Origin of the sequence: Mucilaginibacter sp. OAE612 (assembly GCF_041806395.1) — a bacterium.
GTDB classification, from domain to species: domain Bacteria; phylum Bacteroidota; class Bacteroidia; order Sphingobacteriales; family Sphingobacteriaceae; genus Mucilaginibacter; species Mucilaginibacter rubeus.
The window spans coordinates 2,105,775-2,131,374 of record NZ_JBGMUW010000001.1; the positions used below are offsets into that span (position 1 = coordinate 2,105,775).

21 protein-coding genes and 1 tRNA gene are annotated in these 25,600 nt (G+C 38.0%); 3 read left to right on the plus strand and 19 right to left on the minus strand.

Annotated features, from left to right (window positions below; genetic code table 11):
* Positions 1 to 81 precede the first annotated feature (81 nt).
* The 3 genes from ABID99_RS08880 to ABID99_RS08890 all read left to right on the plus strand — a co-directional run bounded on the left by ABID99_RS08880 (position 82) and on the right by ABID99_RS08890 (position 2,369).
* Positions 82 to 163: transfer RNA gene (locus ABID99_RS08880), tRNA-Leu, on the plus strand.
* A 299-nt stretch (positions 164 to 462) separates the two neighbouring features.
* Positions 463 to 1,374, plus strand: a complete 912-nt coding sequence (locus ABID99_RS08885) for an SDR family NAD(P)-dependent oxidoreductase (RefSeq protein ID WP_373613476.1) — start codon at positions 463 to 465, stop codon at positions 1,372 to 1,374.
* A gap of 179 nt (positions 1,375 to 1,553) precedes the next feature.
* A complete protein-coding gene (locus ABID99_RS08890) occupies positions 1,554 to 2,369 on the plus strand; it encodes a helix-turn-helix domain-containing protein (RefSeq protein ID WP_373613477.1) in 816 nt (271 codons plus the stop codon).
* A gap of 234 nt (positions 2,370 to 2,603) precedes the next feature.
* Here ABID99_RS08890 and ABID99_RS08895 read toward each other — a convergent pair whose 3' ends face one another.
* The 19 genes from ABID99_RS08895 to ABID99_RS08985 form a co-directional block, all read right to left on the minus strand.
* Positions 2,604 to 3,242 (minus strand): MgtC/SapB family protein, encoded by a 639-nt coding sequence (locus ABID99_RS08895; protein ID WP_373613478.1) that lies wholly within the window; start codon positions 3,240 to 3,242, stop codon positions 2,604 to 2,606.
* 113 nt (positions 3,243 to 3,355) lie between these two features.
* Positions 3,356 to 6,010 (minus strand): family 78 glycoside hydrolase catalytic domain, encoded by a 2,655-nt coding sequence (locus ABID99_RS08900; protein WP_373613479.1) that lies wholly within the window; start codon positions 6,008 to 6,010, stop codon positions 3,356 to 3,358.
* Between the two features lie 134 nt (positions 6,011 to 6,144).
* The gene (locus tag ABID99_RS08905; protein WP_373613480.1) at positions 6,145 to 7,488 is read right to left on the minus strand and encodes a sugar transferase; all 1,344 of its coding nucleotides are present in this window, start codon (positions 7,486 to 7,488) and stop codon (positions 6,145 to 6,147) included.
* 121 nt (positions 7,489 to 7,609) lie between these two features.
* Positions 7,610 to 8,728 (minus strand): glycosyltransferase family 4 protein, encoded by a 1,119-nt coding sequence (locus tag ABID99_RS08910; protein ID WP_373613481.1) that lies wholly within the window; start codon positions 8,726 to 8,728, stop codon positions 7,610 to 7,612.
* A gap of 30 nt (positions 8,729 to 8,758) precedes the next feature.
* Positions 8,759 to 9,865 carry a glycosyltransferase family 4 protein gene (locus ABID99_RS08915; protein WP_188832507.1) on the minus strand — a complete coding sequence of 369 codons (1,107 nt, stop codon included), beginning with the start codon at positions 9,863 to 9,865 and terminating at the stop codon, positions 8,759 to 8,761.
* A 51-nt stretch (positions 9,866 to 9,916) separates the two neighbouring features.
* The gene (locus tag ABID99_RS08920) at positions 9,917 to 11,272 is read right to left on the minus strand and encodes an O-antigen ligase family protein (protein ID WP_354437209.1); all 1,356 of its coding nucleotides are present in this window, start codon (positions 11,270 to 11,272) and stop codon (positions 9,917 to 9,919) included.
* A 16-nt stretch (positions 11,273 to 11,288) separates the two neighbouring features.
* The gene (locus tag ABID99_RS08925; RefSeq protein ID WP_188832505.1) at positions 11,289 to 12,170 is read right to left on the minus strand and encodes a glycosyltransferase family 2 protein; all 882 of its coding nucleotides are present in this window, start codon (positions 12,168 to 12,170) and stop codon (positions 11,289 to 11,291) included.
* A 3-nt stretch (positions 12,171 to 12,173) separates the two neighbouring features.
* Positions 12,174 to 13,313, minus strand: a complete 1,140-nt coding sequence (locus ABID99_RS08930) for an NAD-dependent epimerase/dehydratase family protein (protein ID WP_188832504.1) — start codon at positions 13,311 to 13,313, stop codon at positions 12,174 to 12,176.
* A 23-nt stretch (positions 13,314 to 13,336) separates the two neighbouring features.
* Positions 13,337 to 13,915 (minus strand): DapH/DapD/GlmU-related protein, encoded by a 579-nt coding sequence (locus ABID99_RS08935; protein WP_373613482.1) that lies wholly within the window; start codon positions 13,913 to 13,915, stop codon positions 13,337 to 13,339.
* Positions 13,916 to 14,017: 102 nt separating this feature from the next.
* Entirely contained in the window at positions 14,018 to 14,866 is an 849-nt protein-coding gene (locus ABID99_RS08940) for a glycosyltransferase family 2 protein (protein WP_373613483.1), read from the minus strand.
* Positions 14,863 to 16,110: an O-antigen translocase gene (locus ABID99_RS08945; protein WP_354483605.1), complete on the minus strand. Its 1,248-nt coding sequence runs from the start codon at positions 16,108 to 16,110 to the stop codon at positions 14,863 to 14,865. Before ABID99_RS08945 ends, ABID99_RS08940 begins: the two co-directional genes overlap by 4 nt.
* Positions 16,111 to 16,147: 37 nt before the next feature.
* The gene (locus tag ABID99_RS08950) at positions 16,148 to 17,245 is read right to left on the minus strand and encodes a DegT/DnrJ/EryC1/StrS aminotransferase family protein (protein ID WP_188832500.1); all 1,098 of its coding nucleotides are present in this window, start codon (positions 17,243 to 17,245) and stop codon (positions 16,148 to 16,150) included.
* Positions 17,242 to 17,793 carry an acyltransferase gene (locus ABID99_RS08955; RefSeq protein ID WP_373613484.1) on the minus strand — a complete coding sequence of 184 codons (552 nt, stop codon included), beginning with the start codon at positions 17,791 to 17,793 and terminating at the stop codon, positions 17,242 to 17,244. Before ABID99_RS08955 ends, ABID99_RS08950 begins: the two co-directional genes overlap by 4 nt.
* Positions 17,783 to 18,199: an FdtA/QdtA family cupin domain-containing protein gene (locus ABID99_RS08960; protein WP_354483603.1), complete on the minus strand. Its 417-nt coding sequence runs from the start codon at positions 18,197 to 18,199 to the stop codon at positions 17,783 to 17,785. Before ABID99_RS08960 ends, ABID99_RS08955 begins: the two co-directional genes overlap by 11 nt.
* Positions 18,196 to 18,606 carry an FdtA/QdtA family cupin domain-containing protein gene (locus ABID99_RS08965; protein ID WP_188832497.1) on the minus strand — a complete coding sequence of 137 codons (411 nt, stop codon included), beginning with the start codon at positions 18,604 to 18,606 and terminating at the stop codon, positions 18,196 to 18,198. The genes ABID99_RS08960 and ABID99_RS08965 overlap by 4 nt, the downstream gene beginning before the upstream one ends.
* A 3-nt stretch (positions 18,607 to 18,609) precedes the next feature.
* Positions 18,610 to 19,692: a lipopolysaccharide biosynthesis protein gene (locus ABID99_RS08970; protein WP_354483602.1), complete on the minus strand. Its 1,083-nt coding sequence runs from the start codon at positions 19,690 to 19,692 to the stop codon at positions 18,610 to 18,612.
* Between the two features lie 41 nt (positions 19,693 to 19,733).
* Positions 19,734 to 22,217 carry an SLBB domain-containing protein gene (locus ABID99_RS08975; RefSeq protein ID WP_373613485.1) on the minus strand — a complete coding sequence of 828 codons (2,484 nt, stop codon included), beginning with the start codon at positions 22,215 to 22,217 and terminating at the stop codon, positions 19,734 to 19,736.
* 161 nt (positions 22,218 to 22,378) lie between these two features.
* Entirely contained in the window at positions 22,379 to 24,052 is a 1,674-nt protein-coding gene (locus tag ABID99_RS08980; RefSeq protein ID WP_176627316.1) for a capsule assembly Wzi family protein, read from the minus strand.
* A gap of 376 nt (positions 24,053 to 24,428) precedes the next feature.
* Positions 24,429 to 25,505, minus strand: coding sequence for a tellurite resistance/C4-dicarboxylate transporter family protein (locus ABID99_RS08985; RefSeq protein WP_354483596.1), 1,077 nt, complete (start codon positions 25,503 to 25,505; stop codon positions 24,429 to 24,431).
* Between the last annotated feature and the right edge of the window lie 95 nt (positions 25,506 to 25,600).

The following is a 25,600-nucleotide window of genomic DNA, read 5'->3' on the forward strand; positions in this document are numbered from 1 at the left end:
GAGCATGATAGCAAAAAAATGAAAATTATGTTTTTAAGTATAATTTTAAACGCTATCTTTGCAGCCTGTTAAATCAGAAACGCGGAAGTGGCGTAATTGGTAGCCGCACCAGACTTAGGATCTGGCGCTTCACGGCGTGGGGGTTCGAGTCCCTTCTTCCGCACAAAAAGATAAAAGCCTTCAAAGTCATTGATTTTGAAGGTTTTTTTGGTTCGATAAATAGGCTATTAATGTACTTCCTCTTTTAAGTATTTGTATTTTAGTGATTTAGCAGTTCGAGTCCAGACATCAATCCAACTGCTGAAAGTTCAAAAAATCTTTGTTATACATGCTAATTCATTGCCTGGCTGACCTAAAAATCGCATTAGATTCTATGGCCTTATAAACAAAGTTTTTCGGCCTTAAAAACAAAACATCTGAATAGGCTACCTTCTAATTTTGCATTCATAAATTTCAATTAAAATGGAACAAAATAATTTTAATGGAGCTTTGCAAAAACCGGTAGGTTCAGGCTTCAACGCAGCATCCACGACATCTGACGTTATAAAGGGAGTGGATATTAATGGAAAAATTGCTATTGTCACAGGCGGCGACGGAGGTCTTGGCCTGGAAATCACCAAAACGTTGTCTAAGGCAGGTGCGATAGTAATTGTACCTGCCAGGGATATTGAAAAAGCAAAATTAAATCTTCAAGGAATTGCCAATGTAGAAGTGGAGCCGATGAACCTAACGGAACCTGCCTCTATTACTTCGTTTGCTGAAAAATTCCTGGCATCAGATAGGCAATTGCATATGTTAATCAATAATGCGGGCATCATGTGGACACCTTTACAACGTGACAACCGAGGTTATGAGGCACAGTTTTCTACTAACCACTTAGGACATTTTCAACTGACAGCAAAACTTTGGGAAGCCCTTAAGAAGACAGAAGGAGCAAGGATCGTGACGGTTTCCTCTTCGGCACACCATTATTCTCCTGTACTTTTTGATGATGTTAATTATCATACGAGAGAATACAACAAATTTGAGGCCTACGGCCAGTCTAAAACAGCTAACGTGTTATTTACCGTAGAATTCGATAAAAAGGCACGTCCGTTCGGTGTCCGCGCTTATTCACTGCATCCAGGTCTAATATTGGATGCCAATTTGGGCAGGCACCTAACCTTTGAAGATTTTATTACTTTGGGTGCTGTAAATGCTAACGGTACACCCAATGAAGAAGCCCAGGCAGCGATGCAGAAAATGTCTAAGACTAAAAGAGCAAGGCGCCGCCACAACAGTATGGGCCGCAACAAGTCCGCAATTGCAAAATATAGGCGGTGTTTATCTGCAAGATGTCGAAGTTGCCAGTTACAATCCCGATGCCTACGATAGTAACGCAGGGAAGCGCAACCCTGGCGGGACATTCGGTGTGGCCCCATTTGCCCTGGAGCCGAATGCGGCACAAAGGCTTTGGGTTTTGAGCGAGGAACTTACTGATACAAAATTTGATGTTCAATAAACAAAACAAATAGGGCCCAAGCTGTTGGGCTTTATTTGCTTATTTTTGTATAATGGCAATACGGCAAATAAATAATTATGCAGAGATTGTATTTACCTGCAGTGAAGCGGTTCACCAAAATAGTGAACTGGTTGCTGAGGAGCATTCTGTAGTCCGGGTATTGTCAGGCAAATTGAAAGTTATTGAATCTAATAAAGCTTATTTTTTTGAGGCTGGGGAAACTTTTTTATTTCCTAAGAACCGGTTAGCCCGGCTCATTAAAACGGGAAAAGACGATTTGCCCTACAGAGCGATTATTGTAAAGCTAACCCAAGATGTGCTGAAAGCATTTTACGAGCATAAAAAAAATGAAGTCTTTACGGTATTTAAAACTGATGCCATAATTCCTTTATCTAAAGGGCCGTTACTGGACAGTTTTTTTGCTTCAATGCTTCCTTATTTTGATCTGGAATACAAATTACCGCGCGAACTTTCGGCGTTGAAAATACAGGAAGCGATAGCCATATTGCGATCTATAAATGACAGTATGGACCATATTTTATCCGATTTTTCAGAGCCGCATAAAATTAACCTTGTCGAGTTTATGGAACGTAACTATATGTTTAACATGACCATAGAAAAATTTGGTTATCTGACAGGCCGAAGTTTAACAACCTTTAAGCGTGATTTTAAGAAAGTGTATGGTACAACGCCTCAGAAATGGCTCACGCAAAAAAGGCTTGAACTCGCCCGATACCAATTGGCTGAAAAGAATCGCAAACCTTCTGAAATTTATTTGGAAACGGGTTTTGAAAACCTCTCGCACTTTTCATATGCCTTTAAAAAACAATTTGGTTTTACGCCAAGTGAATTGTCAAAAGCTAAATAAATTGAAACAACTGTTCTTAGGATACTTTGTATTATTAAAAGTTCTTAAATGGCAGATAACCCGCATAGGATAGCCAAATCCTTTAAAAAATGGTTCGAATTCTGTACCGTTAGGTGCACCATACAGGAACTTTGTCTAAGTTCTGAAAGGGGTCACTTTAAAAGAGTGGCCCTTTTTAAGTCTAAAAAGCCGCTTTTTTTCGATTTCCAAACTGCTCTACAGCTTCAATTGGTATCACGAAAACTCAAAATGTTCGATAACTGGAATATCGCTAATTGAGTTGATGAACAGATCCATTTTAACTGAAGGCCCGTGAAGCTGCCATGTTAAAAGCATATAGTCGCCATCTTTCACTCTCTTAATCATCCTGAATTTCAGTTTGTGAGCTGTCATCATATCTTCGCACAACATGATACCATTTGCCGAGACCGGGGATTTAATATAAAATGTTTTGGATTGGTTATAATAATCTATTTTCTTTTGAAAGAAAGGAAGTGCAGAAAGTATAAACAGGATCATTATACTGGCGAACCCGGCAGCTAAGTAGTAACCGGCCCCAATACCCATGCCTACTGCCGCAACGGCCCAGATGGTAGCTGCGGTAGTGATGCCATTAACCCGGTTTTCGCCTCTGAAAATAACGCCGGCACCAAGGAACCCAATCCCCGTAACCACATTTGAAGCGATCCTGTCTGCATTATCGGGTGCTCCAATAGCTGTTGACATAAGGGTGAAAAAACAGGCGCCAAAAGATATCATGATGGTAGTACGGAAGCCGGCCGCTTTACCATGGTATTCTCTTTCGGCGCCTACAAGTCCGCCCCACAACAGGGCCAGTAAAAACCTGACCAGGATTTCTATATCGAAAGCCATAAATTCAATTTTATTTGATTATAACCGAATATATGATTTTTATAGATACTTGAACCTGCCGGGTTTCATCATTTATGTAGCGGGAGTGCCCGGTTTTCAGAGATAGATTGCTGTCATCTGCTGTAATGATAATTGCCGGGGCCCACAGTGAATTTTTTGTAATTATTTCCTGAAAAATCGGGAACAAAAATATCAGCTGTTGTATTTTGCGGAACAGTTACCATCATATCTAATTTCTTATCTGTGATTTGCCATTTACTATAGATGGTTCCGTACGGGCAGTCGTATTTTCCTTCGGCCCATGATAGCCCACCGCCAATTACCGGTTTGATTGTTATTTTTTTATAGGCTGGTGCGGCAGGCGTAATACCTGTAATATAGCGATACATCCAATCGCCGATAGCCCCGTAAGCGTAATGATTATAAGAATTCATAGATGACTCTTCAAAACTGCCGTCGGTCCTGATACCATCCCATCTTTCCCAAATAGTAGTAGCCCCCTGTTTAATTGGGTATAGCCAGGAAGGATAAGTATCCTGCAATAATAACTTGTACGCCACGTCGGCGTAACCGAACCTGGTCAGGGCATCACAAAGATAAGGAGTGCCTAAAAAACCCGTTGTCAGGTGATCCCGGTATAGCCCGATGTTTTTAACAAGGCGCGCTGCAGCCTGCTGCCTCAAGTTTACCGGCAGCATATCAAATTCCAAAGCTAATACGTATGCTGTTTGGGTATCTGATGAGATCAGGCCATTAGCGGTAACATATTCGTTTACAAATGCCCGTTTTATTTTGAGCAATAACTTTGAATAATATTGCTCGTCGGTTGTTTTGTTTAAAACTTTGGCGCTGTTGATCAGTATTTGGGTTGAATATGCATAGAAGCATTGTGCGATAAGATATTTATTGGTTATCGCAGATGTACCATCCCTGTCGTTATTCACACTATAAAACAACCAGTCGCCAAAATGATTACCCGTTACCCATAAATTGTTCCTGGTTTGCTTTTGGATATAATTAATCCAGGCTTTCATGCTTTGAAACTGGTTTTCTAAAATCTTTTTGTCTCCATATGCAAAATACATATTCCATGGGATGATGGTTGCCACGTCTCCCCATCCTGAACTGCCGCCCACCTCATTTGTGCCATTTGTAAACACATCCGGAACCACAAAAGGGATACTACCGCCTGGATACTGATCGGCAGCTACATCCCTGAGCCATTTGGTAAAGAAATTGTGAACATCCATATTAAATGCTGCGGTACGTGAAAATACCTGCGCGTCTCCTGTCCAACCCAAGCGTTCGTCGCGTTGCGGGCAATCTGTTGGTACATCAAGAAAGTTACCTTTCTGCCCCCATTGGATATTGTGTTGCAATTGATTAAGTAAGGGGTTGGAGCATAAAAAGCTTCCGGTAGCTTTCATATCCGAATATACAGCTACAGCGGTAAAGTCATCTGGATTTAATGTGCCTTTTATACCGCTAACCTTAATGTACCTGAAACCCTGCCAGCTAAATTGCGGCTCAAAGGTACGTTTTACGGTATCTTTTAATATATAAGTGTTTTCGGCCTTTGCCGCCCGTAAATTCTCTGTATAAAATTCGCCTGCTTTATCCAGTACTTCTGCGTGAGCAATTTTAATTGAGTCTCCCGTATGGCCTTTCAGTGTAACTTTTACCCAGCCCACCAGATTTTGACCAAAATCAATCACCTTTGCACCGCGTGGCGTAGTTATGACCTTTATTGGCTTAAATGTTTCATGTTGCTTAACGGGTTCGTTATATGTAGCAATAAGGGTGTTTTTAGCGTATGGCATTATGATTACAGGATGCCAGTCATGGTCATCAAAAGCGGGCTTTGCCCATCCTGATTTTTCTAACCTCGTATCAATAATGCTACCGTTGTAGATCTCGGCAAATTGTAAAGCTCCTGTAGATGATCTCCAGCTTTGATCTGACGATATGATTTTCTCTGAGCCATCGGTAAAGATGATCCTCATCTCCATTAAAACCGCTGTTTTATCGCCATAAGAATTAGCCCTGGGTGTATATGGGCCCAGCGGGCTGCGATACCAACCGCTGCCAAGTGTAATACCCATGGCATTTTCTCCCTGGGCTAACAGGGTTGTAACGTCATAGGCCTGATATTGTAGCCTTTTATTATAACTTGTCCATCCTGGTGTAAGGAAGCTGTCGCCTACTTTATGCCCGTTTAGTTGTGCTTCATAAAAGCCATGCGAAGTTATATAAGCTGTGGCCTCCCGTATTTTTTTGTTTAATGAAAAATTAGTCCTCAACAAAGGAGCGGGAGCGTTAACTGTATCAATTAAGGCAGGCCTAATCCATTGGGCATGCCAGTCAGAAGCCGATAGCAGGCCCATTTTCCAAAATGCCTGATCACTCCAAACTGAACGTAATCCGTTGGTATCCCAAATCCTTACCCGCCAAAAATATTTATGGCATGATAGCAGTGTTTTGCCGCGATAAGGTATATACACTGATTGATTTGATGTTATTTTTCCGCTCGACCATAAAGGAGTTGCATTATTTTCGCTGAACGAGGCTGAGTCTACTTGTATTTCATAAGCTTGTTGGCCGATGGGTCTGTTATCTTTTTCTGCAAGTTGCCAGCTAAAGCGCGGATTGTGTGCATCAATACAAATTGGGTTTTTCAGGTTTTCGGTCAAGAGGTTTTTTAAAGCCACTTGTGCCGAGGTAGTGAGCCATGAAAATATAAAACATCCAATAAGAAATGGTGTTCTCATAATTTAATGTGTAGGGTAACCGGTAAATTGGTTTATAAAAATAAAGCAGGATGGTTTCATTACCATCCTGCTCTGTCTTTTGAATACTTATTATATCTTCGAGAAGATCGTTGTGCCGGGTTTTAGAATAATGTTTACTTTCCCTTAAGTTGCACCATCACTTTTATAGTTTGGAAAATTATACTTAAGTCGTTATTAAAGTTGACGTTTTTTAAATATATAAGATCATAACGAACCCGGTGACGCATCTCTTGAACATTTTCGGCATATCCATAATTTACCTGCCCTATAGAAGTGAGGCCGGGTTTAAGTTTTAATAATTTTTTGTAATTGGGCGATTCTTCTATGAGTTGTTCAATAAAATACTGCCGCTCCGGTCTGGGGCCAACGATAGACATATCGCCCTTTAAAACATTCCAAAACTGGGGTAATTCATCCAGCCTGGATTTGCGTAAAAATACACCCCATTTCGTAATCCGCGGATCTTTATCTTTTGATAGCATCGGCACGGATTGCTCTGAGTTTACGTACATGCTCCTGAACTTGTACATTCTGAAAGGTTTATGATTTCTGCCAATTCTTTCCTGGCGATAAAAAACCGGGCCTTTTGAAGTTAATTTAGTTACTATAGCTAACGCAATAAACACAGGAAGCCCTGGGATCATTACCAAAAGGGAAAACATAATGTCGAAACAACGCTTGAAGAAAATAATCTTCAGGCTGAGCTCAATAGAAGAGGAGAGCTGTATTACAGGAAGATTTTCATAATTAACGATGCTGGCATAGCTGTTGTCAAGTACAAGGTCCGAAACCAGTTTAATTTTAATGGAATGCTGATCGCCCAGGTCAACCAGTTTATTTAATAAAAGCTGATCCATAAATTTGTAGCATATAAATGCTTCATCCGGCCTGGCTTCAAGGATTTTGTCAAATAATATTTCATGGGGCAGGCTTTCAATCATTTCTTCGGGTATGGTGGTAATAAAATTATACCCGTACTCCGGATGCCTTGAAAATGATTTTTTTACCCGGTTAACGATATCCACATTGCCAATTATGATGACATGTTTAATATTATAGCCTTTTTTACGAATATAATCGAGTGTGAAAAAGATTAGAGAGCGCTGAACAACTATGAAGATAAAAAACAAAAGATATGTGCAAAACATCACCATTCTGCTTATCTCATAAAGCTTAAAGAAATAAACAATCCCCAGAACCATTACCAGGTGGTACACCATAGAGGACATGAATTTGCTTAAATTGTCACTTAATATCAGGGGCCTCTTTATGATATAGTTTTTAGTTACCGAAGCAATGGTAATCCAGGTTAAGTTAACTAATAATAAAAAATCAGTCGACTGTATTTCTGACGAATAGAATGCAAATATAAATAGGTGGGCACACTGCAGTGCAATATTTAATAAGATTAAATCACAAAAAAATGTGAATGGCTGAAGTAGTTTAGAGTAGCGCATTTGCGATCAGGGTTAAGTTGTGCAAATATAATAATTTTACTAAAACGAATCGTTTTTAAATAAAACCAATGTTTGTTAAACTTAATTACGGGGTATTCATCGAGAACGCTACAATTAAAAACTAATTATTCTTTATTTTATTTTGTGTTTTATTATTAATTTGGACAAATAGCTCATTTTTAAATATATCTGTTGAAAAAGAAGAAGCGTGCCGGGTAATTTCTTTATAATTAAATAATGATTCGTTAACCTCGAAACGCTCCACGGCCTCTTTAATGGCTTCGGCAGACTGTTCATAGAAGAATATGCCTGTTTTATTTTCGATAACACTTTCCAACGCGCCCCCTTTACCAAAGGCAATTACAGGAGTGCCACAGGCTTGGGCTTCAACAGGTAAAATGCCAAAGTCTTCTTCAGCTGCAAACACAAACGCCTTACCTTCGGCCAGGTATTTTTTAAGCACATCAAATGGTTGATAGCCAAGTAAGGTAGTATTTGAGGTAGTTAATTTGCTCACCTTTTTAAAATCAGGACCTTCGCCAATAACAAATAATTTTTTATCAGGCATCTGGGCAAAAGCCTGTACAATCAAATCAATTTTTTTATAAGGAACAAACCGTGAACAGGTAACGTAGTAATCCTTTTTTTCATAAACAGGTAAAAAACCTTCTGTTGCCACGTTGGGGTATATAACTGTACTTTCACGGCCATAGATCTTTTTAATTCGCCTGGCTATGTAATTTGAATTAGCGATAAAATGATCGACCCGGTTGGTGCTTATGATATCCCACTGCCGGATGCGGTGCAGTAAATATTTTGCTATGAAACCCTTTAATCCTTTGTCCAGCCCTGATTCTTTTAAATATTGATGGTGCAAGTCCCAGGCATAGCGTATTGGCGAATGACAATAACAGATATGTATTTGGTTTGAATTGGTTAAAGCTCCTTTAGCTACAGCATGTGAGGATGATATAATCAGATCATAACCTGATAAATCAAACTGCTCAATAGCCAAAGGAAATAAAGGCAGATAGGCCCGGTATTTAGTTTTTGCAAATGGCAGTTTTTGAATAAAAGAAGTGTTTATCTTATGCCCGGAAAGGCCAAGCTTAACAATGGTTTCCTTGCGGGCTACAAGCGTATAAATATCCGCATCGGGATATAATGCGGCAATTTCTTTAAAAACGTTTTCGGAGCCCCCAATTACGGTAAGCCATTCATGTACTAATGCAACTTTCAAGGTGATGTAATTAATTGGTGGTTATTAGGTTTAAGCTGATAGCAGATTTTTTAATTTTTCGGTAAATACTGCCGAATTATATGATTTTTTAGTATTGCTATATTGTTTAAAAGCTAAATTGCTTTTCGATTCATTCAACGAAGTTACTATTTCTGCTATTGCCGTTATTAATGTATCCCGGTCTTCAAACAGAATTGCTCCTGTGTTAACTGATATTTCTTTTAACCCTCCGCGGTTTCTTACGAAAGTAATGCATGAACACATCATTAATTCGGTTGCTACAATGCCAAATGCCTCGTTAAGATCTGAAGGAACCACAGCAAAATGAATATTGTATTCCTTAACCAATTGAGGGATATCATCTGATGCCTTTATAAAATGTACGTTTGCCGGAGCATCGTTTTTTAAAGATCCATAGTAAGCTAATGAATCCTCAACTGGATTTCCTATGATATAGAATTGATAATCATTGTAGATTTTTGCGGCTTCAACAATCAAATCAAAACCCTTACCCGGATAAACCCTACCTATGGAGACGAAATTAAATTGATGCCTACTGCTGCTAAGTCTGTCATTAAATTTAAGCGCCTCATATTTTTCGGTCAGGCCTGGTTCAATCACATGTAGTTTTTTGTTGGCTGCAGTATTGCTTAAGCCTATGTAATTTGAAAATCCGCTTGATAAAAAATGGGAAGTAAATACTAATGCAAAAGTGTTGGACTGATTACACAATAATTTTAAAACAAATTTCCCAACGTTGGAAAAATCAAGATGGACGTGATAGATAAACTTACGTCGGATAAAAAACGAAATAAAATAAAAAAAGATAAAATAACGGGGCCCGTTAACATAAATAATATCTGATTCCCGTACCTTTTTAACCATACCTAAGATGCCCGCATAGTGAAAAAACAACTTTAAAGAATCGAATACGGTTTTCTTTTTATTAGTTAATTTAAGATCGGGGAGATAATGAAAGTTCAAATTATTTACCTGGCTTTCAATGTACCCTCCTTGGGGAATAGCCACCGTACAATCAAAGCCTAAATGGTTAAAAGAATTGATGAGATTGATCAAAACACTTTGCCCTCCTCCAATTTTGTTATATTGATCAACCAATAAAATCTTTTCCTTCATTTTTTTCTATAATTCATTTAACCGTGGACTATTATTTAGCTGCCTGATAGCTTAGGTCAGTTTGCTGGCCATTCCGCTTATGTTACTTTGTTCTACGTTGAAATACTTTATAAAACACAACCCCAGGGCAATAAAAACCCACAAATACAGGGAATAGGTGGGCGCTATGGAAAGCATCGCTAAAAAATTAAAAAGCGTACCGAGTAAAAACATTTGGTTATAACGGCTTTTGTTTTTATTGATCCAAAATTTCCTTAAAGCTCCACCTAAAAATGCTAAAAATGACAGCCCGCCAACAATACCCTGATCAGCCAAAACACTCGAGAAGGAATTTTGGGGAAATATACCGGGGCTAAGCATTTCTCCAAACTCTCTGATGCCCATTTTAAATTCATATATATACATGTAATATATACTATTGCCAACGCCGACGCCTGTAAGCCAATGATCTTTGAAAATCCGGATACCTATTGATGAAGTGTAGCTTCTATAGCTGCCACTGTCAGTGGTGGTTTCTGGTATTGAAAAAAAACCCGATAGTTTGGATACAAATATGTATTCAAAAACAGGATAGAGATCAAAATAAAGTAATGCTATATACCCCAGCAATAATAAAACTGCTATAACGAAAATTATTCCCAGTTTAATTCTAATTGGAGATTTAAAAAGAAAAACGGAGCTGCCCAAAATAAGTGCAAAGCCAAACATTGCAGTTGAGAATGTTAGCAATAATGACGAAACATTAATGGCCATGATCAAATACCAGCTATAGGTTTTAAAAAGAGGCTTTGTATACCAACCTATCAAACAAATCCAAGCCTGGTATAAAATATAAAAGCTTGGCTCCTGCGAAAAGCCCGAGCTACGGAAATCGTAATAAGTTTTGTTTTGAATAAAAGAAGGCAACAATATGATGATATCTTTAACAAATAGTGCAAATAGCGAACAAAAAGCAATAAACGTACCTATTAACACAATTCTTTTTAAGATTACTTCAAAGTGATCATAAATATATTTTGAAATTGAAATGGCATTAAATGCCGTGAAATTGAAAAACATATAAATGAGCTGAAGGAAAGGAAATACATAGTAGTTAAACTTGAACGATGCTGCATCCGGATATTTATAATAAAAGCCGCTTGGATATCCCAGAAATAAATTGGAACAGATATAACTAATAATTGGCGACAATACAAAAAAACAGCAAGCCGCCAATGATACGCTATTAGCAAATTTAAATTTCTCGATGAAAGCTATTTCTGTGAAAAGAAGTATTAAAGCCAATAACTCATAGATTTTAAACACACCACCCACTTTAATGATAGGAAACGATTGGAAGCCTATCAGGAGCACTATCAGTACAATAACGCTATCCTTAAAACTACGGTCCTTTATTGCAGTGGTCATTTTAATATTAAAAAAATTATAACTTAAATCCTTCGCGCAGCCCTTTTAAAAGCTGGCCCCTTTGACCAGCATTAAATTGAATGTACCGCAGTGCCCTTGTTGTCAGTGTATAGGATAATGAACTTAAAAACTGTAACCCTTTAAAGTTTTTTCTTATGAAATAAATCCTGTTTCGTGTACCATAAAATATGGAGAACAAAGTTCTGTCGCCGCCTGTAGATGAGCTTTCTTTATGATAGATATGTAACTGTGGTAATAGTTTGATCTTATATCCGTACAAATAGTGAGCCCTGTACATAAAATCTGTATCGTCGTAATAAACAAAATACTTTTCGTCCATCAGCCCAACAGTTTCAAATACTTCATTATTAAACAGGGCGAAACAGGTTGGAGCAAAATCAACATATTTTTCAACGCAATATTGTGGTGCGTCATCGGCTCCTTCACCAATACCAACGGTTGTGCCCTTGTATAATAGGAACTTAGCTCCGGCCACCTGCACTTTTTTGTTATCAAAGAAAAAGATCTTGGGGATAACGATAGCGTCGTTCTTTTGTACCGAATGGTTTAATAAATCCAGTAACAGATTTGGCTGATAAAATTCAATATCATTATTAAGTAACAATGTATGGGTCGATCCGTCTTTTATAGATAATTCAATGCCCTGGTTATTACCTTTTGCCACGCCTACATTTGCGTTGTTTTTGATGTAGGTAAATGCTGTAACATTATTGTTTTTTGCAAGTGATTGTATCAAGGCATCAGATTGCTCGTTAGGGTTATTATCTATGAGATATAAATGGTAATCGGTAAAAGATTGCCCTCCAATACTTTTAAAAAAGCCAGGTAATACTTTTTCGCTGTTAAACAGCACAGTTACTAAACCAAGTTTTGCCATAATTTATTTAAAAAGACCTTTCTCTTTCATTTCGGCAATCGAATCTTCGTATTTACCTGCGTTTACCTGCTGCCCGTTAACCCATTTAACAAACCTGGCAATGCCAGTTTCAAAATTAACGGAAGGAACAAACCCAAGCGTTTTGTTAATCTTAGTTAAATCAGCATAATTATGCCTGATATCGCCAAGGCGATAGTTGCCTGATATATTAAGCGGTACTTCAATGCTGTATTGCTTTATTAATGTTTTAGCAACTGTAAGCACATCTGTTGCCACGCCAGCACCAACATTAAAAACATGTCCATCGGCTTTATCATTTATAATACCTAAATAAGTGGCATTAACAACGTCATCAATAAATACAAAATCTCTACTCTCTTTTCCATCTTCAAAAACATTTATCCCTTTGTTGTTTTTTATAAGTGTAGAAAATATCGAAAGAATGCCTGTATAAGGATTTGATAATGACTGGCCGGGTCCGTATACATTTTGATACCTGAAAGCTACCGGAGCAATGCCGATAGTTGGGCAAACTGTCATGATCATTTGTTCCTGGTTTTGTTTGGTAATACCGTATACCGATGATGGATGGATCTTTGAATTTTCGTCAGTAGCTACAAGCTTTAACGCTTTTGAATAACCAGGATGTTTTACTTCAAAATCTCCGCCATCCATATAGGCCGATGTACGGTGCTCCGGGTAAACATATCGATCCAGATCTTCGGCATAATATTTACCCTCTCCATAAATAGATCGGGAGGATGCTATAACGACCTTTTTAACCTGGTGGGTGCTGTTGGCCAAGATATCAAGCATCAAGGCAGTACCTTGAATATTAACCTCGGTATATCGTGCAATTTCATACATAGACTGGCCTGTGCCGGTTTCAGCCGCGTAGTGCACAATAACGTTGTGCCCTGCAATAACCTTTTCCCAGTCTGCTCTTGAAGTTACACTACCCTTTATAAAGTTAACTTTATCTTTAATAGCCAAATATAACGGCGACTCATTCTCCGCATTATCGCCATGGATCTGGGGCGATAGATTATCAAGAACAGTAACCTCAAAACCTTTGCTTAATAACAATAATGCAAGGTTACTTCCAATAAAACCTGCTCCGCCTGTAATTAGTACTTTATTCATATTTATATTAGTTTAAAGCCGTTTCAATTAATGAAACTCCCATCGGGGGCTGTTTTTAGCCATTCATTTAACTCAAAGTTGTACCGCTTAATTATTTTAGCGGGCGCACCTACCGCCACGCAGTAATCAGGAATGTCTTTTGTTACCACGCTATTAGCACCTATAACGCAACCTTTTCCAATACTTGCGCCAATAATACATGCGTTTTCACCAATCCAGGCTCCTTCGCCTATTTCAACTTCGTTTATCTGCTGAATTGGCTGATCCATTATGGCCTTGGTGACATCCTTATAAGAATGGAGATTATCGGTAATATAAACCCTATCAGCAGTTAGTACCTTTTTGCCGATGCGAATTTTTGACGTCGCATAGAGGTGATTGAAGTGCCCGATGCTTGCGCCATCTTCAATAATTAAAACGCAGGTTGGCGAATTGGTATGCGCGACTGCGGCAAGCCAGGTTTTGTATTCAATGTTAACCCTGGTCCCGATAGAAATGTTTGAATAGCCATCGATTTTAAGCGGTGAGATAATTTTGGAACGATGACCTATGCGTTTAAATACCACTTTATAATATGGATAAACAAATAGGTAATAAATCAAATATTTAAATTTCGTGTATAATTTCACCCAACGTCAAATGTTAGTTATAATATAATCTATTTACCGAATATCAACTTACAAGCTCTTTTGAAGCAGCGAAAGCTATTTCAGAAGAGCCTTTATTTTTAATCTATTGTAAATAATAACAAATTTTAAAAGCTGAATTAAAGCCTGTATTTTAAACTTACTTTGTGGAAACTTGCTGTAATTACGATAGTATGTTTTTATTACACTTTTATGTAGGGCTAATTGCTTCCCTATAGGTGTTGCTAATCCTGATGTATTTGCTGAATGGACACGGTACAAAGAAACCGGCTGGTTCCAAAATAATACGGCTTTATTTGCAGCAGCTCTCTGATAAAAATACCAATCCTCCGCTTTCAAATCTTCTGGGTAATAACCAACTATGTCAAATATCTTTCTATTAAGCAAACTTGTTGCACCGGAGATTGAAGGATTTTTTATAACCTCTTCCATTATCCCTTCTTCCGTTTCATACTTTGATTTATTTCCTGAGTTGTATTCAGCCATAGAACTTTGCAGGATAACTTTATTATCCCCATCAATTACTAAAGCGTCACTAACCAACACCAGCTTTCCTGTGCTTTCATTTTCTTCTAATATTTCAACTCTCTTAGTAATTGTATCACCATATAATGCGTCATCGCTTGCAAGAGGCAATATATATTTACCTTTTGATAATCGTAATAATTCATTAAGCGTGGCACAAAGTCCCTTATTTTCGCGATTTATATACTTTATCGATACAATAGCTTCATGCCTGCTTATCCACTGGTTTATTACATTATTTGAATTATCAGTGGAGCCATCATTAATAACAACAATTTCTTTGTTGGGATAAGTGTCATCCACGATACTATTTAAAGCCTCAAACACATATTTTTCGTGATTATAGCACGGAACGATGATGGATACTAAAGGATACTTCATTTGAACAATAATTTTCTGAAAAGTGCAATCATAATTATTAAATAAATAAAATAATTAATTGCAAATGCTATAGTGATACCGTTTAGGTTAAACAAATGTATGCAAACATATCCTAACAAAACATAACTTATGCTGAATACGACTTCTGTTATTATGAATGCCTTAGTCATGGCTTTGGCTAACATCAAGTAAGCCAGTATCCACGCTGCCATTTTAAAAAAATCGCCAATTAACTGAAATGCAAATAATTGGGTCATGGCTTCAAATTCTTTGGAGTATAACATATGGGTTATAAAGAAGCGCAGCCAGTAAATGAGCAAACAACTTGTAAAAACGACGGGAAGTATAATTTTATACCCGTGGTATATTTCTTTACGCAGATCGTCGTCATTATTCAATGATGATAACTTAGGCAAGTAATAGGTGCTTAAAGAGGTAGTAACCAATAGCAGATAACCATCAGAAATACGCATTATACCCTGCCAATAACCGGCATCGTTCATCCCCAATTTATTAATTACCATATTACGCAGAATAATCTGCGAAACAGGTACAGTTAAAGCCGAAACTATAGCCATTAAGCTAAATCCTGATAGTTTGCGTGCTGTTTCTTTGTTAAAAGACTGGTTAAAATAAGATTTCGAAAACCAGCTACTTTTTACAATCATTGTTAAGGTGACAAAGAATACAATGGATTGGGCTAAAACCAAAGCGTAAAGTGCACCGGTAATTTTATAAAAATAAACTAATACAACTGTAAAAACTAAACCAACAATACTACCTATCGTATTGACCAAGGTGTATTTTTTTATTTCCTTTTTTCCGTTTAAAATCGAGATCAATAACGAATTAAGGGCATATAAAATAATAGTAACACCCAAAACACGTAGCGGATTTATATAGAGTGATGAATGAAATAACCATTGAGAAATATAAGTTGCTATGCAAAGTAACACTAAGCCAAATATGGCCGAGCAAGCTACACTTATTTTAAACGCTGTACTAAATAGTGTTTTTAATTGCTGTTCATCCCCCTCAAATTCTGCAGTATATTTTATTACACCCGTATTAATTGCGCCATTAGCAAATGTTAAAGCGATGGTTATAAAATTAGAAAATTGTCCAATTAGCGCTATACCAGCCGGACCGGTAAATAAAGCCACAACTTTGCTTGCGACAAAGCCTGAAGCGATGCGAATAAAAGTAATTATAGCCGAAAAAAAAGAAGTCTTTATAAGTTTCAAGTGCTCTGATTAAATGATGTTTTCCTTTAAAACTTCTTTAATATTCATTTATGCTTTCTATAATGTAATCAACCTCTTCGGGCTTTAATACGGGGCTTAAAGGCAAACTTAAAACTTCACGATGAATCATTTCGCTTATTGGATAACTCAAGTGGTTCCACTCTTTATAAGCCTCTTGCTGATGAGGGGGGATAGGATAATGAATAACTGTTTGAATGCCTTTATCTGTAAGGTACTGCTGTAAATGCCCACGCGCATCTGTTCTTACCACAAATAAATGCCAAACATGTGCACTTTGTTCAGCCACTTTTGGTAAAATAATTTTACCATTGTTTATTTCCGCCAGGTAACGATTTGCTATTGCTCTTTTAGTTGCTGTTTCCTGATCAAGTGTTTTTAATTTAATGCTTAATAAAGCAGCCTGTAACTCATCTAAACGGCTGTTAACTCCTTTATATAGGTTTTCATACTTTTTATGTGAGCCATAATTTAGTAAAGCCCGTATAGATCCATTTAATGAATCATCATTAGTGGTGATAGCACCTGCATCCCCTAAGGCACCTAAGTTTTTACCCGGATAAAAACTAAAGCCAGTGGCATCACCAAAATTGCCCGCTCGTTTGCCATCGCTTGTTGCGCCGTGAGCTTGTGCACTATCTTCAATTACTTTTAACTGATGTTTTTGGGCAATAGCATTTATTGACTTCATATCACACAGTTGGCCATATAGATGAACCGGCAAAATAGCTTTTGTTTTTGCTGTTATGTGAGATTCAATTAGTGCAGGGTCAATATTATAAGTATCGATATTAGGCTCAACCAACACAGGAACTAAATTATTAGCAGATATGGCCAAAATACTGGCTATATAGGTATTGGCAGGTACAATAATTTCATCACCGTCCTGAAATATCCCCATCTCTTTATAGGCCCTGATAATTAAAATTAATGCATCCAGCCCGTTGGCAACGCCTATTGCGTGCTTAGCTCCGCAATACGTTGCAAACTCGGTTTCGAATTTCTTTAATTCATTGCCCATTATATACCAGCCCGAATCCAAAACACGCTCAAACGCTTTCTTCAATTCCTCTTTATGTTGTTTATTAATTGCCAGCAGATCTAAAAACTTAATCATTTTATAACAGGTTTATATCCATCAAAAACATATTGAATATTGCTTTCTTTATCCAATAAATTTATATCTAAAATTTTTGCATTTTGGGTAATGTAGCCTTTGTGAACAGCCGGATTACCGTACCAAACTGTATAAGGTGGGATAGATTTAGTAACAACACTACCTGCTCCGATAAATGAAAACTCGCCTATCTCGATACCGGCAACAATAGTGGCATTTGCACCAATAGAAGCACCTTTTTTTATAAGTGTTCTTTTAAATTCTTCAGGATAGATTTTTGAGCGAGGTATCAGATCATTAGTAAATGTAGCATTGGGGCCAATAAATACATTATCTTCTATTGTTACCCCGTCCCATATTTGCACGCCAGATTTAATCGTAACATTATTACCAATTATTACATCATTCTCTAAAAAACAATTACAATTAATATTAACATTTGAACCAATTACGGCGTCTTTCAGTATCACACAAAACTGCCATATTGAAGTATTGTTACCTATATTATTGGACTGAACATCAGCCAAGCGATGAATATTAAAGGCCATTTTTTTGATTTAAGTATTCTTGGTAATCCCTGATATAATCTTTTTCATCATATTTATTGGATGCCAAAACTAGAAGCACCGCTCCAGATGAAAAATTGACAAGATCGCGCCAAATGCCAGGCGTTATATATAATCCAAAATTAGGCCTGTTAAGCGTAATTGTTTTTTTCATATGGCCATCATCAATCACCACGTCAAAGCTTCCACTGGCTGCTATAATTAGTTGTTGCAATCCATAATGGGCATGCCCGCCGCGTATTTCGCCGCCAGGAACGTCATATAGGTAATAAACCCTTTGAATATCAAACGGTATTTCTGATAAGCCATGAATAGATGTAATATTTCCTGCTCTATTATGAATTTTTTTCAATTCAATTACATTACAATTGTATACCGAAGCTCTCATGATTTATTTTGCTTAAATACCTCGTAATCTCTTATATAGTCATCTTCCTGATAAGCAGTGGACGCGGCAATAAAAGCCAATGAATTAGTCGAAAAATTTTCCATATGCCTCCAAATTCCTTCAGGTACATATAAACCATAGTATGATCTGTTTAATGAGTAGCTTTTTATTTCTTTTCCATTATCTAATATCACATCAAAGCTTCCGGATAAGGCGATGATAAATTCTCTGTTTTCTTTATAGGCATGCCCGCCCCGTTCTTCACCACCCGGCACGTCGTATATCCAATAAACCCGTTCGATTTTAAACGGGATATGGTTGTGTTCCTCCAAAAACGAAAGGTTACCTCTCTCATCCAATATCTGAGGAAGTTTTATTATTTGGGGGGCATTAAAATTATCAACCATCTGTTAATTTATTATTTTAGTGGAAATTTTCCTTACAGTAGCTCCCATGCAGGCCAAAAAAACACCGGCCATAAAACCCAATATTGAGGCTTTGATTTTACCCAGTTTGTTTACCATTAAAGGCAATACCGGTGTATCGATGGCTTGAATAAGCGGCGTTTCCTTTCTGAGTTGAATTTTAGATAATTCAAGATTTTTTACTATTTCAGCATAAACGGCGGTGCTTGTTTGAACATCAATCTGCCTGCGTTGCGAAGGGACCCTTAAAATTGATAATGCCGGGTTTGCATTTGGTGAAGCATCTGCCGCGGAAGCAACACCTACAATAGAGCTGTTAAGTATCGATTTGACACTATCCGCCTGCTTTTGAAGTATAGTTACATTTTGAAGCTGCTTTTTAGTTTTTGTTAACACATAAAAACTGTTTACTGTATTAACTATATTATTGGCAAATTCTTTTGCAAATAACTCATCTTTTGAAAATACGTCAACTTCTATAATACTAAGTTTTTTGTCTGGTTTGTCAACGTTAAGTGCGCTTTTGTTTATAGTTTTAGTTAAATCAATGATAATACTATCCTGCAATCGGTTAAATGAATCGGGATTTCCATTGAAGCTGATATTTTTCAATGTGGATTTATCTTCCCATTTTTTCCTAAGGTTATTAAATTCAATATATCTGTCGATAAGTTTTTGTGGTTTGCCGTTAAATATGGCAGTGCTTAACAAAGTTTTACTAATCATGTTACGTGATTTGTAAAGTTCAAGGATGTTATCGCCATGAAAAATGCCGCCGCCACCACTGCTTACATCAATGCCTGCCAATGACGCCAAACCTGCATATTGGCCAAGTCCACCCTTTTCTTCTTCCTCAAGTACAAAGGTATAAACCGCCCTGTACTCGGGCTTTTTGAATATGCTATATACAAGGCCTAAGATTAAGCCCAGTAACCCGGTCAAAACTATCAGTAATAATTTACTGCGAAGATATTGCGTAAAGCTTTTGATTTTTTTAACAAGATCGGCAAGTGAAATATCGTTCGCTGATTGACTTGAAACTGTACTATTATGTGGGTTAGTTTCCATTAATTAACATAATTAAGCCGAAAAATTTCTGTTGATATTAATTATTTATTCAAACTTAAGATCCCCAAAATAATAGCACCTAATGAAGCCAGCCCTGTAGTAAATCCTAAAATTGTTTGAGCAGTATTGCCTTTACCCTCAGATTTCTTAGGAACATATATTTCGCTACCCGGTTTCACCGAAGGATGGTTATTAAAAAACAGGAATTTACGTGTGCCTTTTACAGTTCCGTTTGGATAAACCACATAGGCACCACGTCTTAACGCATCGGGACCGTAACCACCAGCATTTGAAACAAAATCATTAAATGATTTTGATTTGTCAAACACCACGGCACTTGGATAAAGTACCTGGCCATTAACACGCACAACCTGCTGCTGTTTCGGAACCCTTATAACGTCGCCATTCTCCAGAAGCAGGTCGGTTTTTGATCCTGGTGATTTCAGGATCTTATCCAATTCAATACCTACATAGTTATTTCTTAGTTGTGTAGTATCGGTCGCGATGTTTGTCGAGTCTTTGTATGATCGTTTTAACCTGCTGATCCGGGCCGAGCGCTCTGCATTTACCGATGCAGTATCTGCTTTGTTTTTATCGATACCCAGTATTGCAAAATTATCGCGTTTTAACGAACCGCCAGCTGCATCGGCCGAGGCGGTAAGCCCGCCGGCCCTGGCAATCAGATCGGATATTTTTTCGTTTTTACTTTTGATGGTATAGGAGCCAGGGTATAAAACTTCGCCCTCAACCTTTACTGTTTTTTGCTTTTCATATCCGGGCAGGCTATATACCGAAACAATATCAAAGGGGGTAAGCACAAAGTTAGCGTCTGCCGGTTTTAGTTTACCGTCAATATTAACGCTAAAAACCTGCGATACTGAACTGTTTTTAGATGAAGGATCGGCATCGGTTATCCTCCGGGCTACTTCAATACGGTTTGTACTTGCGCCTTCGGCAAAACCGCCGGCTTTTAAAATCAGGTCTTCTACTTTCATGTTTTCTGAAAAAGCAAACTTTCCTGGTTTCCTTACATTACCATTAATAGTAACGGTGTATTTATCCCTTAAATCAAATATGGATGAGATGTTAACAATATCTTCACGCTGCAAGGGGATATTTACAGATTTATTGATAACGTCCTTAACATTAAATCCTATTATTTCGGTACTGTTATCCGGCTTTAGGCGGGTAATTGTACCGCGTTCGGTAAAAGCGTCTTCTTTTAATCCCGCAGCTTTGTCAATTAGCTGCAGTAGTGTTAACCCGCTTTGCAGTTCATAATCACCAGGCCGGAAAACCGCTCCTTTTATTACTACCCGGTTTTCAAACCGGTATATAATAGATTCAATAGTATACTTATCGCCCCTTAACGGAATGTAGTTTTTATAATCGGCTTCCAACACATCCGTTATTTTGCGCTGCTGATCACTTACCTGCGATACTTTGATCCTGGCAGTATATGCGCTATCAGTAAAACCACCGGCATAAGTTATAATGTTATCCAGGCTTTCTCCCGGCAAAACTTCAAACAAGGCAGGTATTTTAATCTCACCAACAAGCTGCACCCTGGTCCGGTACGTTGGTACGCGTACAATATCCTGATCCTGTAGGGTAATGTTGTTTTTCTGATCGCCTTTTAACAAAAAATCATAAACATCCAGGTGCCTGATAATGCGGTTATTCCTGATCACCTCTATCTGCCTTAAACTACCATTATCGTTGGGGCCGCCTGCCATATATAATGCATTAAAAACGGTAGCGAGAGAGGGCAGGGTATAAGTGCCTGGTTTAGCTACCTGCCCTATGATAATTACCTGGATACTCCGGATATTACCGAGGGTAACCTGTACGCTTGTACCGCGGCCAACCGCATAGTTGTTAGCTGCAAGCCTGCTTTTTATCAGGGCCGTAGCTTGTTCAATAGTTTTACTTCCAACATTTAAAATGCCAACCCCCGGAATGTTTATATTTCCTTCGGGGGATACTTCCAGTTTCCAGTTCACCAACGAGCTGCCGTAAACATTTATGTTAAGCTGGTCATTAGGCCCAACAATATAATTTAGAGGGGTAGCCAGTTTAAGGTTGGGTTCAAATGAACTGTTTTTATTTTTAAAAATATCGGCGCCAAAAATTTTGGGCTTTAAGCTTTCAAATAAATCTTTATTGGTGTAAAGGGTATCAGTAGTATCTGGTTTATAATTAAGTTGCCTTCCTTGCTGTGTAAGTGTCGAATCGGGTCTGGTATTGGATGATTCGTTGCTTTTGGTCCTTAATTTTTTTATACGAAGTTCTAACTTTTGAACCTGTGCGGCTGACATTCCCCGGCTTTGAGCTTGCTGTAGTAACTCAGCGTCGGTTAATCCTGATTTTTGAGCTTGCTGTAACAGCTGAATCAGTTGCTGATCTGAAATATCGTCGACATTAATTGAGGAAATGTTTTGTAAGTTGGTTTGGGCGGTAATATTAGTAACTGCTCCGAAACTGAGTACAGCAATTAAAAATATAAGAAAGCGAAGTCTGTTCATGTGTGAAAGTCATCAGAGTATAAAATAGCACTCCAATAAATGATAATATTTTCTGCAAAAGTAAACCAATTTCCCATTTCAGGGGGTAAAGTGATTTTTTTAATTTGTAGTATAACTGGTGTGTTGATCGATAAACTAAAAAAATGGGCTAAAATTGTTCATTAATTAAAAAAATAAGTAAAGTTAATCTTGGCATGTAAATTAAAGCTCGAACCATTTCTGTATTCATAGTTCAATGTGTAAACAGGCGTAGCTTCGGCCGAGAGCAGGTAGTTTTTAAATTTATGATTAGCATAAAATGTACCTGCAAGATCTACCCAGTGAAGATTGCTTATTCTGGCTTCAGTAAAAGCCTGGTAATACAGATCGTTGTTATGTAACTGTCTTTCCAGCATAAGGCCATATGAGTTGTAATTTTTGAGGTAACTTATATCAAAAATAAAACTGTTTCCACCCGGCCCGATTCCAGCACCTATGTATCTGCCATAATTGGTATAACCGTCTCTCGGGCTTTGCGAATGGATATACCATGAAGGTTCGTCGCGCAGCAAATAGGTTGGCGCTCTTTGCAACTGTGTTATTTCCGATTTAATTTGGATAAAGCCTCCCCGGCTAAGTTCAAACAGTTTGCGTCCGCCAAAGGTATATGCTGATGAATGCTCGGGTTCCTGTAAAAAGTCAGAAATACTTCCGGTGCGGTCGTTACGAGCCCATTCAAAGTAAATTTCAGCTTTGTATAAAGGTAGCAGCTGCCTGATATTGAGTGCGTAAGCAAAATCCTGTTGGTCGCCGTTTTGTCCGTTGTTGATGTCATTCGCCTTAAGTGAAGAGCCAGTAATAACCGGAATTACTTTACGGATAATGTTTTTATTATGATAAAGAGAGTCTTTGTCAAGATAGTCATAAGCGGAAAGGCCAAGGTATAAACCCTTTAGCCATTTAGGCTGCCAGTTCACACTGTAGGCCGAAATATACCTTGTAACTTTAGGTTTGGGGCTATATAAATTGCTGCCGTATATAAGTTTGCTTACATCGTCTGGTGCAAAGCCCGATTGTTTTAGGTTGCCTCCTATGATCTGCCACTCAAATGAGCCAACCAGTGTTTTAACGGGTTTGGTTGAATTAAAGGTCCAATGGAAAAAGCCAGGGGCCGAATTGCTCATCATGATTGAATTTCTTATTCCTGGTCCCCACCACAAGTTTTCTGTAGATACGCCGGCTTCAATGCTTTTATACGTCAAAGTGATTTTTGATTGCCCGGGATAAAGATGTTTTAGAGAAGATGTACCAAATCGTTCGGGTGCATCAATACCATTGATTTGGCCAAAATAAGCACCCATGAGTGCCGGCGAATTGTTTCGGGCCTGTACATCTGCAAAAGTTGAAAAGTTTTTATTTTGCGCGTAAACCAGCTCAGGTCTTATCTGTACGTTGAGAATTCCGGCTTTTAACCAAAAGCCGCCACTAAGCATGCTTTGATAGCCTGCATTGGGATACAATGAGGAATTATTGTAGCCAAAGGGACGGTTCACGTTGTATTCATTTAACCAGTTAAACGGAAGGATGCGTAAACCCGATGGCATGCCCATGAAATTGAATTTTATATACTCATGGCTCGAAATTAATGGCTGAAGCGCAGGATCAGCAATAGTTGAAGCTAATGGCCTGATAACAAGTGATGATGTACTGTTTGTATTTCCTGCTACCTGATCCCTGCGTAATAGCTCCTCAGCATAGCTTCCAACTGGTATGGTTTGACTATAGCCTTTTAACGCAGCAGTGAAGGATAGTAAAATTACAATATATAAGGATCGGATAGTTATACGGATGCTCATCAAAAAGAAAGGTTTAGGAAACTAATAAATTAACCAAATGGTAATATTAAAATATCTTTCTGTTAATATTGACCGGTGCATCGTATCCAGATGCGAATCTTTAATCAATAGCTCGGGTTTTCTGATATTTCGATGGCAATTATCGGCTTTTTTTTGAAATTTCAAAACCTTTTTTAAAGTTTAATAAAAAAAATACAATTTGATTACCAATACGGTTAATTATGCCAAAACATTACAATGACCTTTAAATAAAAAACTCCGGACAATCTTAGCCGCTTTTTCCAAAACAGATTTTAACTATTATTGATTGTTTACCTTTCCGTTGCTTTTGAGTTTAGAATAAAGCAATGCCTTTATACTTAAGTTTTTGAAATATTTAAAGGCTCTTTTCTGAATACAAAAAACGGATGAACTCTCTTAACATTCCTGCAAAAACAATCACCCATGCTGTAATTGAAAAATAAATAAAGATATTGGAAATGGGCAGGATAAACGGGAGATCAAGCGCCTTGGAAAAATTAAAGGTAGCGACGGCGTACATACCGGCCGGAAAAACGAGCGACCAATATTGGGGATCATATTTCACAGGAACCTTTTGTATGATATGCCGCCATATAGGTAGTAAAAACAGGATCGGGATCCACCAGGTGGCAAACGCCCAGAAAAAAACCGTGAGCCCGGGTAAAAAATAGCTAATGCCGCTTATCCATTCATGATTATGTGAATACATCAATAAACGAGAACCCGCCAGCGTGGTGATGGCTACGGCACCCATATTTATCCAATATGGAGGGGTTAGCAATTCCGCTTTCATGCTTATAAAAAGCCAGCGGTATATAATTAACGATATAAATACCATATAGTGCATTGCACCAATGAGGAAAGCGCAAAACGATATAAAAATAATAACATCCTTATGAACCATTTCACCGGCAATAATAGCCCCCAGCACAGCTACAGATTCGGTGGCTACGACAATGAGCAGCCAGGCACCGCTTAAACTCGCTTCCACTCCTTGTTTAGGTTCTTTGGCGGTGATCACAATAAAAAAGGTGTAAGTAATCATCACCCAGAGTACGATGCCAAATTCCCATAAAAAAATGGCTACATCTTTATAGGAGGTCATTAAGCCAAACTGGTTCCCTAAAACATTATTCGCGGCAACAATGGTTAAAAAAGTAACTCCACGCGAGGAACTGCTTATATCTTTCCATACATCTGTAGGGTATTTAATTGCCCTGAATATGAGCACAGCCCAAAGCACAATATAAAAAATAACGTTAGCACATAACAAGATGTTGGCAACCTGTTTCATATTATATAAAAAGGCACCAACCGAAACTATCCCGGTTGCCATTACCAAAGCAAAGTAACCCGGAAAAAAAGTTTGGAGTGAGTGGCCCGTAATCGGTTCGCCTGGTTTAGGTGGTAGTGCTGTATGCTGAGCTTCCATATTTTCGTAATAAGTTTATGATAACAGGAGATAAAGAGGCATTAATAAAAGGTAATTATTGAAGAATATAGTCTAATGTAATTAAAACCGATACA

Coding starts and splice junctions, on each gene's coding strand:
- ABID99_RS08900 (WP_373613479.1), bottom strand. CDS start 6,010: ATGAGAACACCATTTCTTATTGGATGTTTTATATTTTCATGGCTCACT.
- ABID99_RS08940 (WP_373613483.1), bottom strand. CDS start 14,866: ATGAAGTATCCTTTAGTATCCATCATCGTTCCGTGCTATAATCACGAA.
- ABID99_RS08950 (WP_188832500.1), bottom strand. CDS start 17,245: ATGATTAAGTTTTTAGATCTGCTGGCAATTAATAAACAACATAAAGAG.
- ABID99_RS08905 (WP_373613480.1), bottom strand. CDS start 7,488: ATGCGCTACTCTAAACTACTTCAGCCATTCACATTTTTTTGTGATTTA.
- ABID99_RS08890 (WP_373613477.1), top strand. CDS start 1,554: ATGGCAATACGGCAAATAAATAATTATGCAGAGATTGTATTTACCTGC.
- ABID99_RS08915 (WP_188832507.1), bottom strand. CDS start 9,865: ATGAAGGAAAAGATTTTATTGGTTGATCAATATAACAAAATTGGAGGA.
- ABID99_RS08965 (WP_188832497.1), bottom strand. CDS start 18,606: ATGGTTGATAATTTTAATGCCCCCCAAATAATAAAACTTCCTCAGATA.
- ABID99_RS08895 (WP_373613478.1), bottom strand. CDS start 3,242: ATGGCTTTCGATATAGAAATCCTGGTCAGGTTTTTACTGGCCCTGTTG.
- ABID99_RS08980 (WP_176627316.1), bottom strand. CDS start 24,052: ATGAGCATCCGTATAACTATCCGATCCTTATATATTGTAATTTTACTA.
- ABID99_RS08985 (WP_354483596.1), bottom strand. CDS start 25,505: ATGGAAGCTCAGCATACAGCACTACCACCTAAACCAGGCGAACCGATT.
- ABID99_RS08920 (WP_354437209.1), bottom strand. CDS start 11,272: ATGACCACTGCAATAAAGGACCGTAGTTTTAAGGATAGCGTTATTGTA.
- ABID99_RS08960 (WP_354483603.1), bottom strand. CDS start 18,199: ATGAGAGCTTCGGTATACAATTGTAATGTAATTGAATTGAAAAAAATT.
- ABID99_RS08955 (WP_373613484.1), bottom strand. CDS start 17,793: ATGGCCTTTAATATTCATCGCTTGGCTGATGTTCAGTCCAATAATATA.
- ABID99_RS08930 (WP_188832504.1), bottom strand. CDS start 13,313: ATGAATAAAGTACTAATTACAGGCGGAGCAGGTTTTATTGGAAGTAAC.
- ABID99_RS08885 (WP_373613476.1), top strand. CDS start 463: ATGGAACAAAATAATTTTAATGGAGCTTTGCAAAAACCGGTAGGTTCA.
- ABID99_RS08925 (WP_188832505.1), bottom strand. CDS start 12,170: ATGGCAAAACTTGGTTTAGTAACTGTGCTGTTTAACAGCGAAAAAGTA.
- ABID99_RS08975 (WP_373613485.1), bottom strand. CDS start 22,217: ATGAACAGACTTCGCTTTCTTATATTTTTAATTGCTGTACTCAGTTTC.
- ABID99_RS08970 (WP_354483602.1), bottom strand. CDS start 19,692: ATGGAAACTAACCCACATAATAGTACAGTTTCAAGTCAATCAGCGAAC.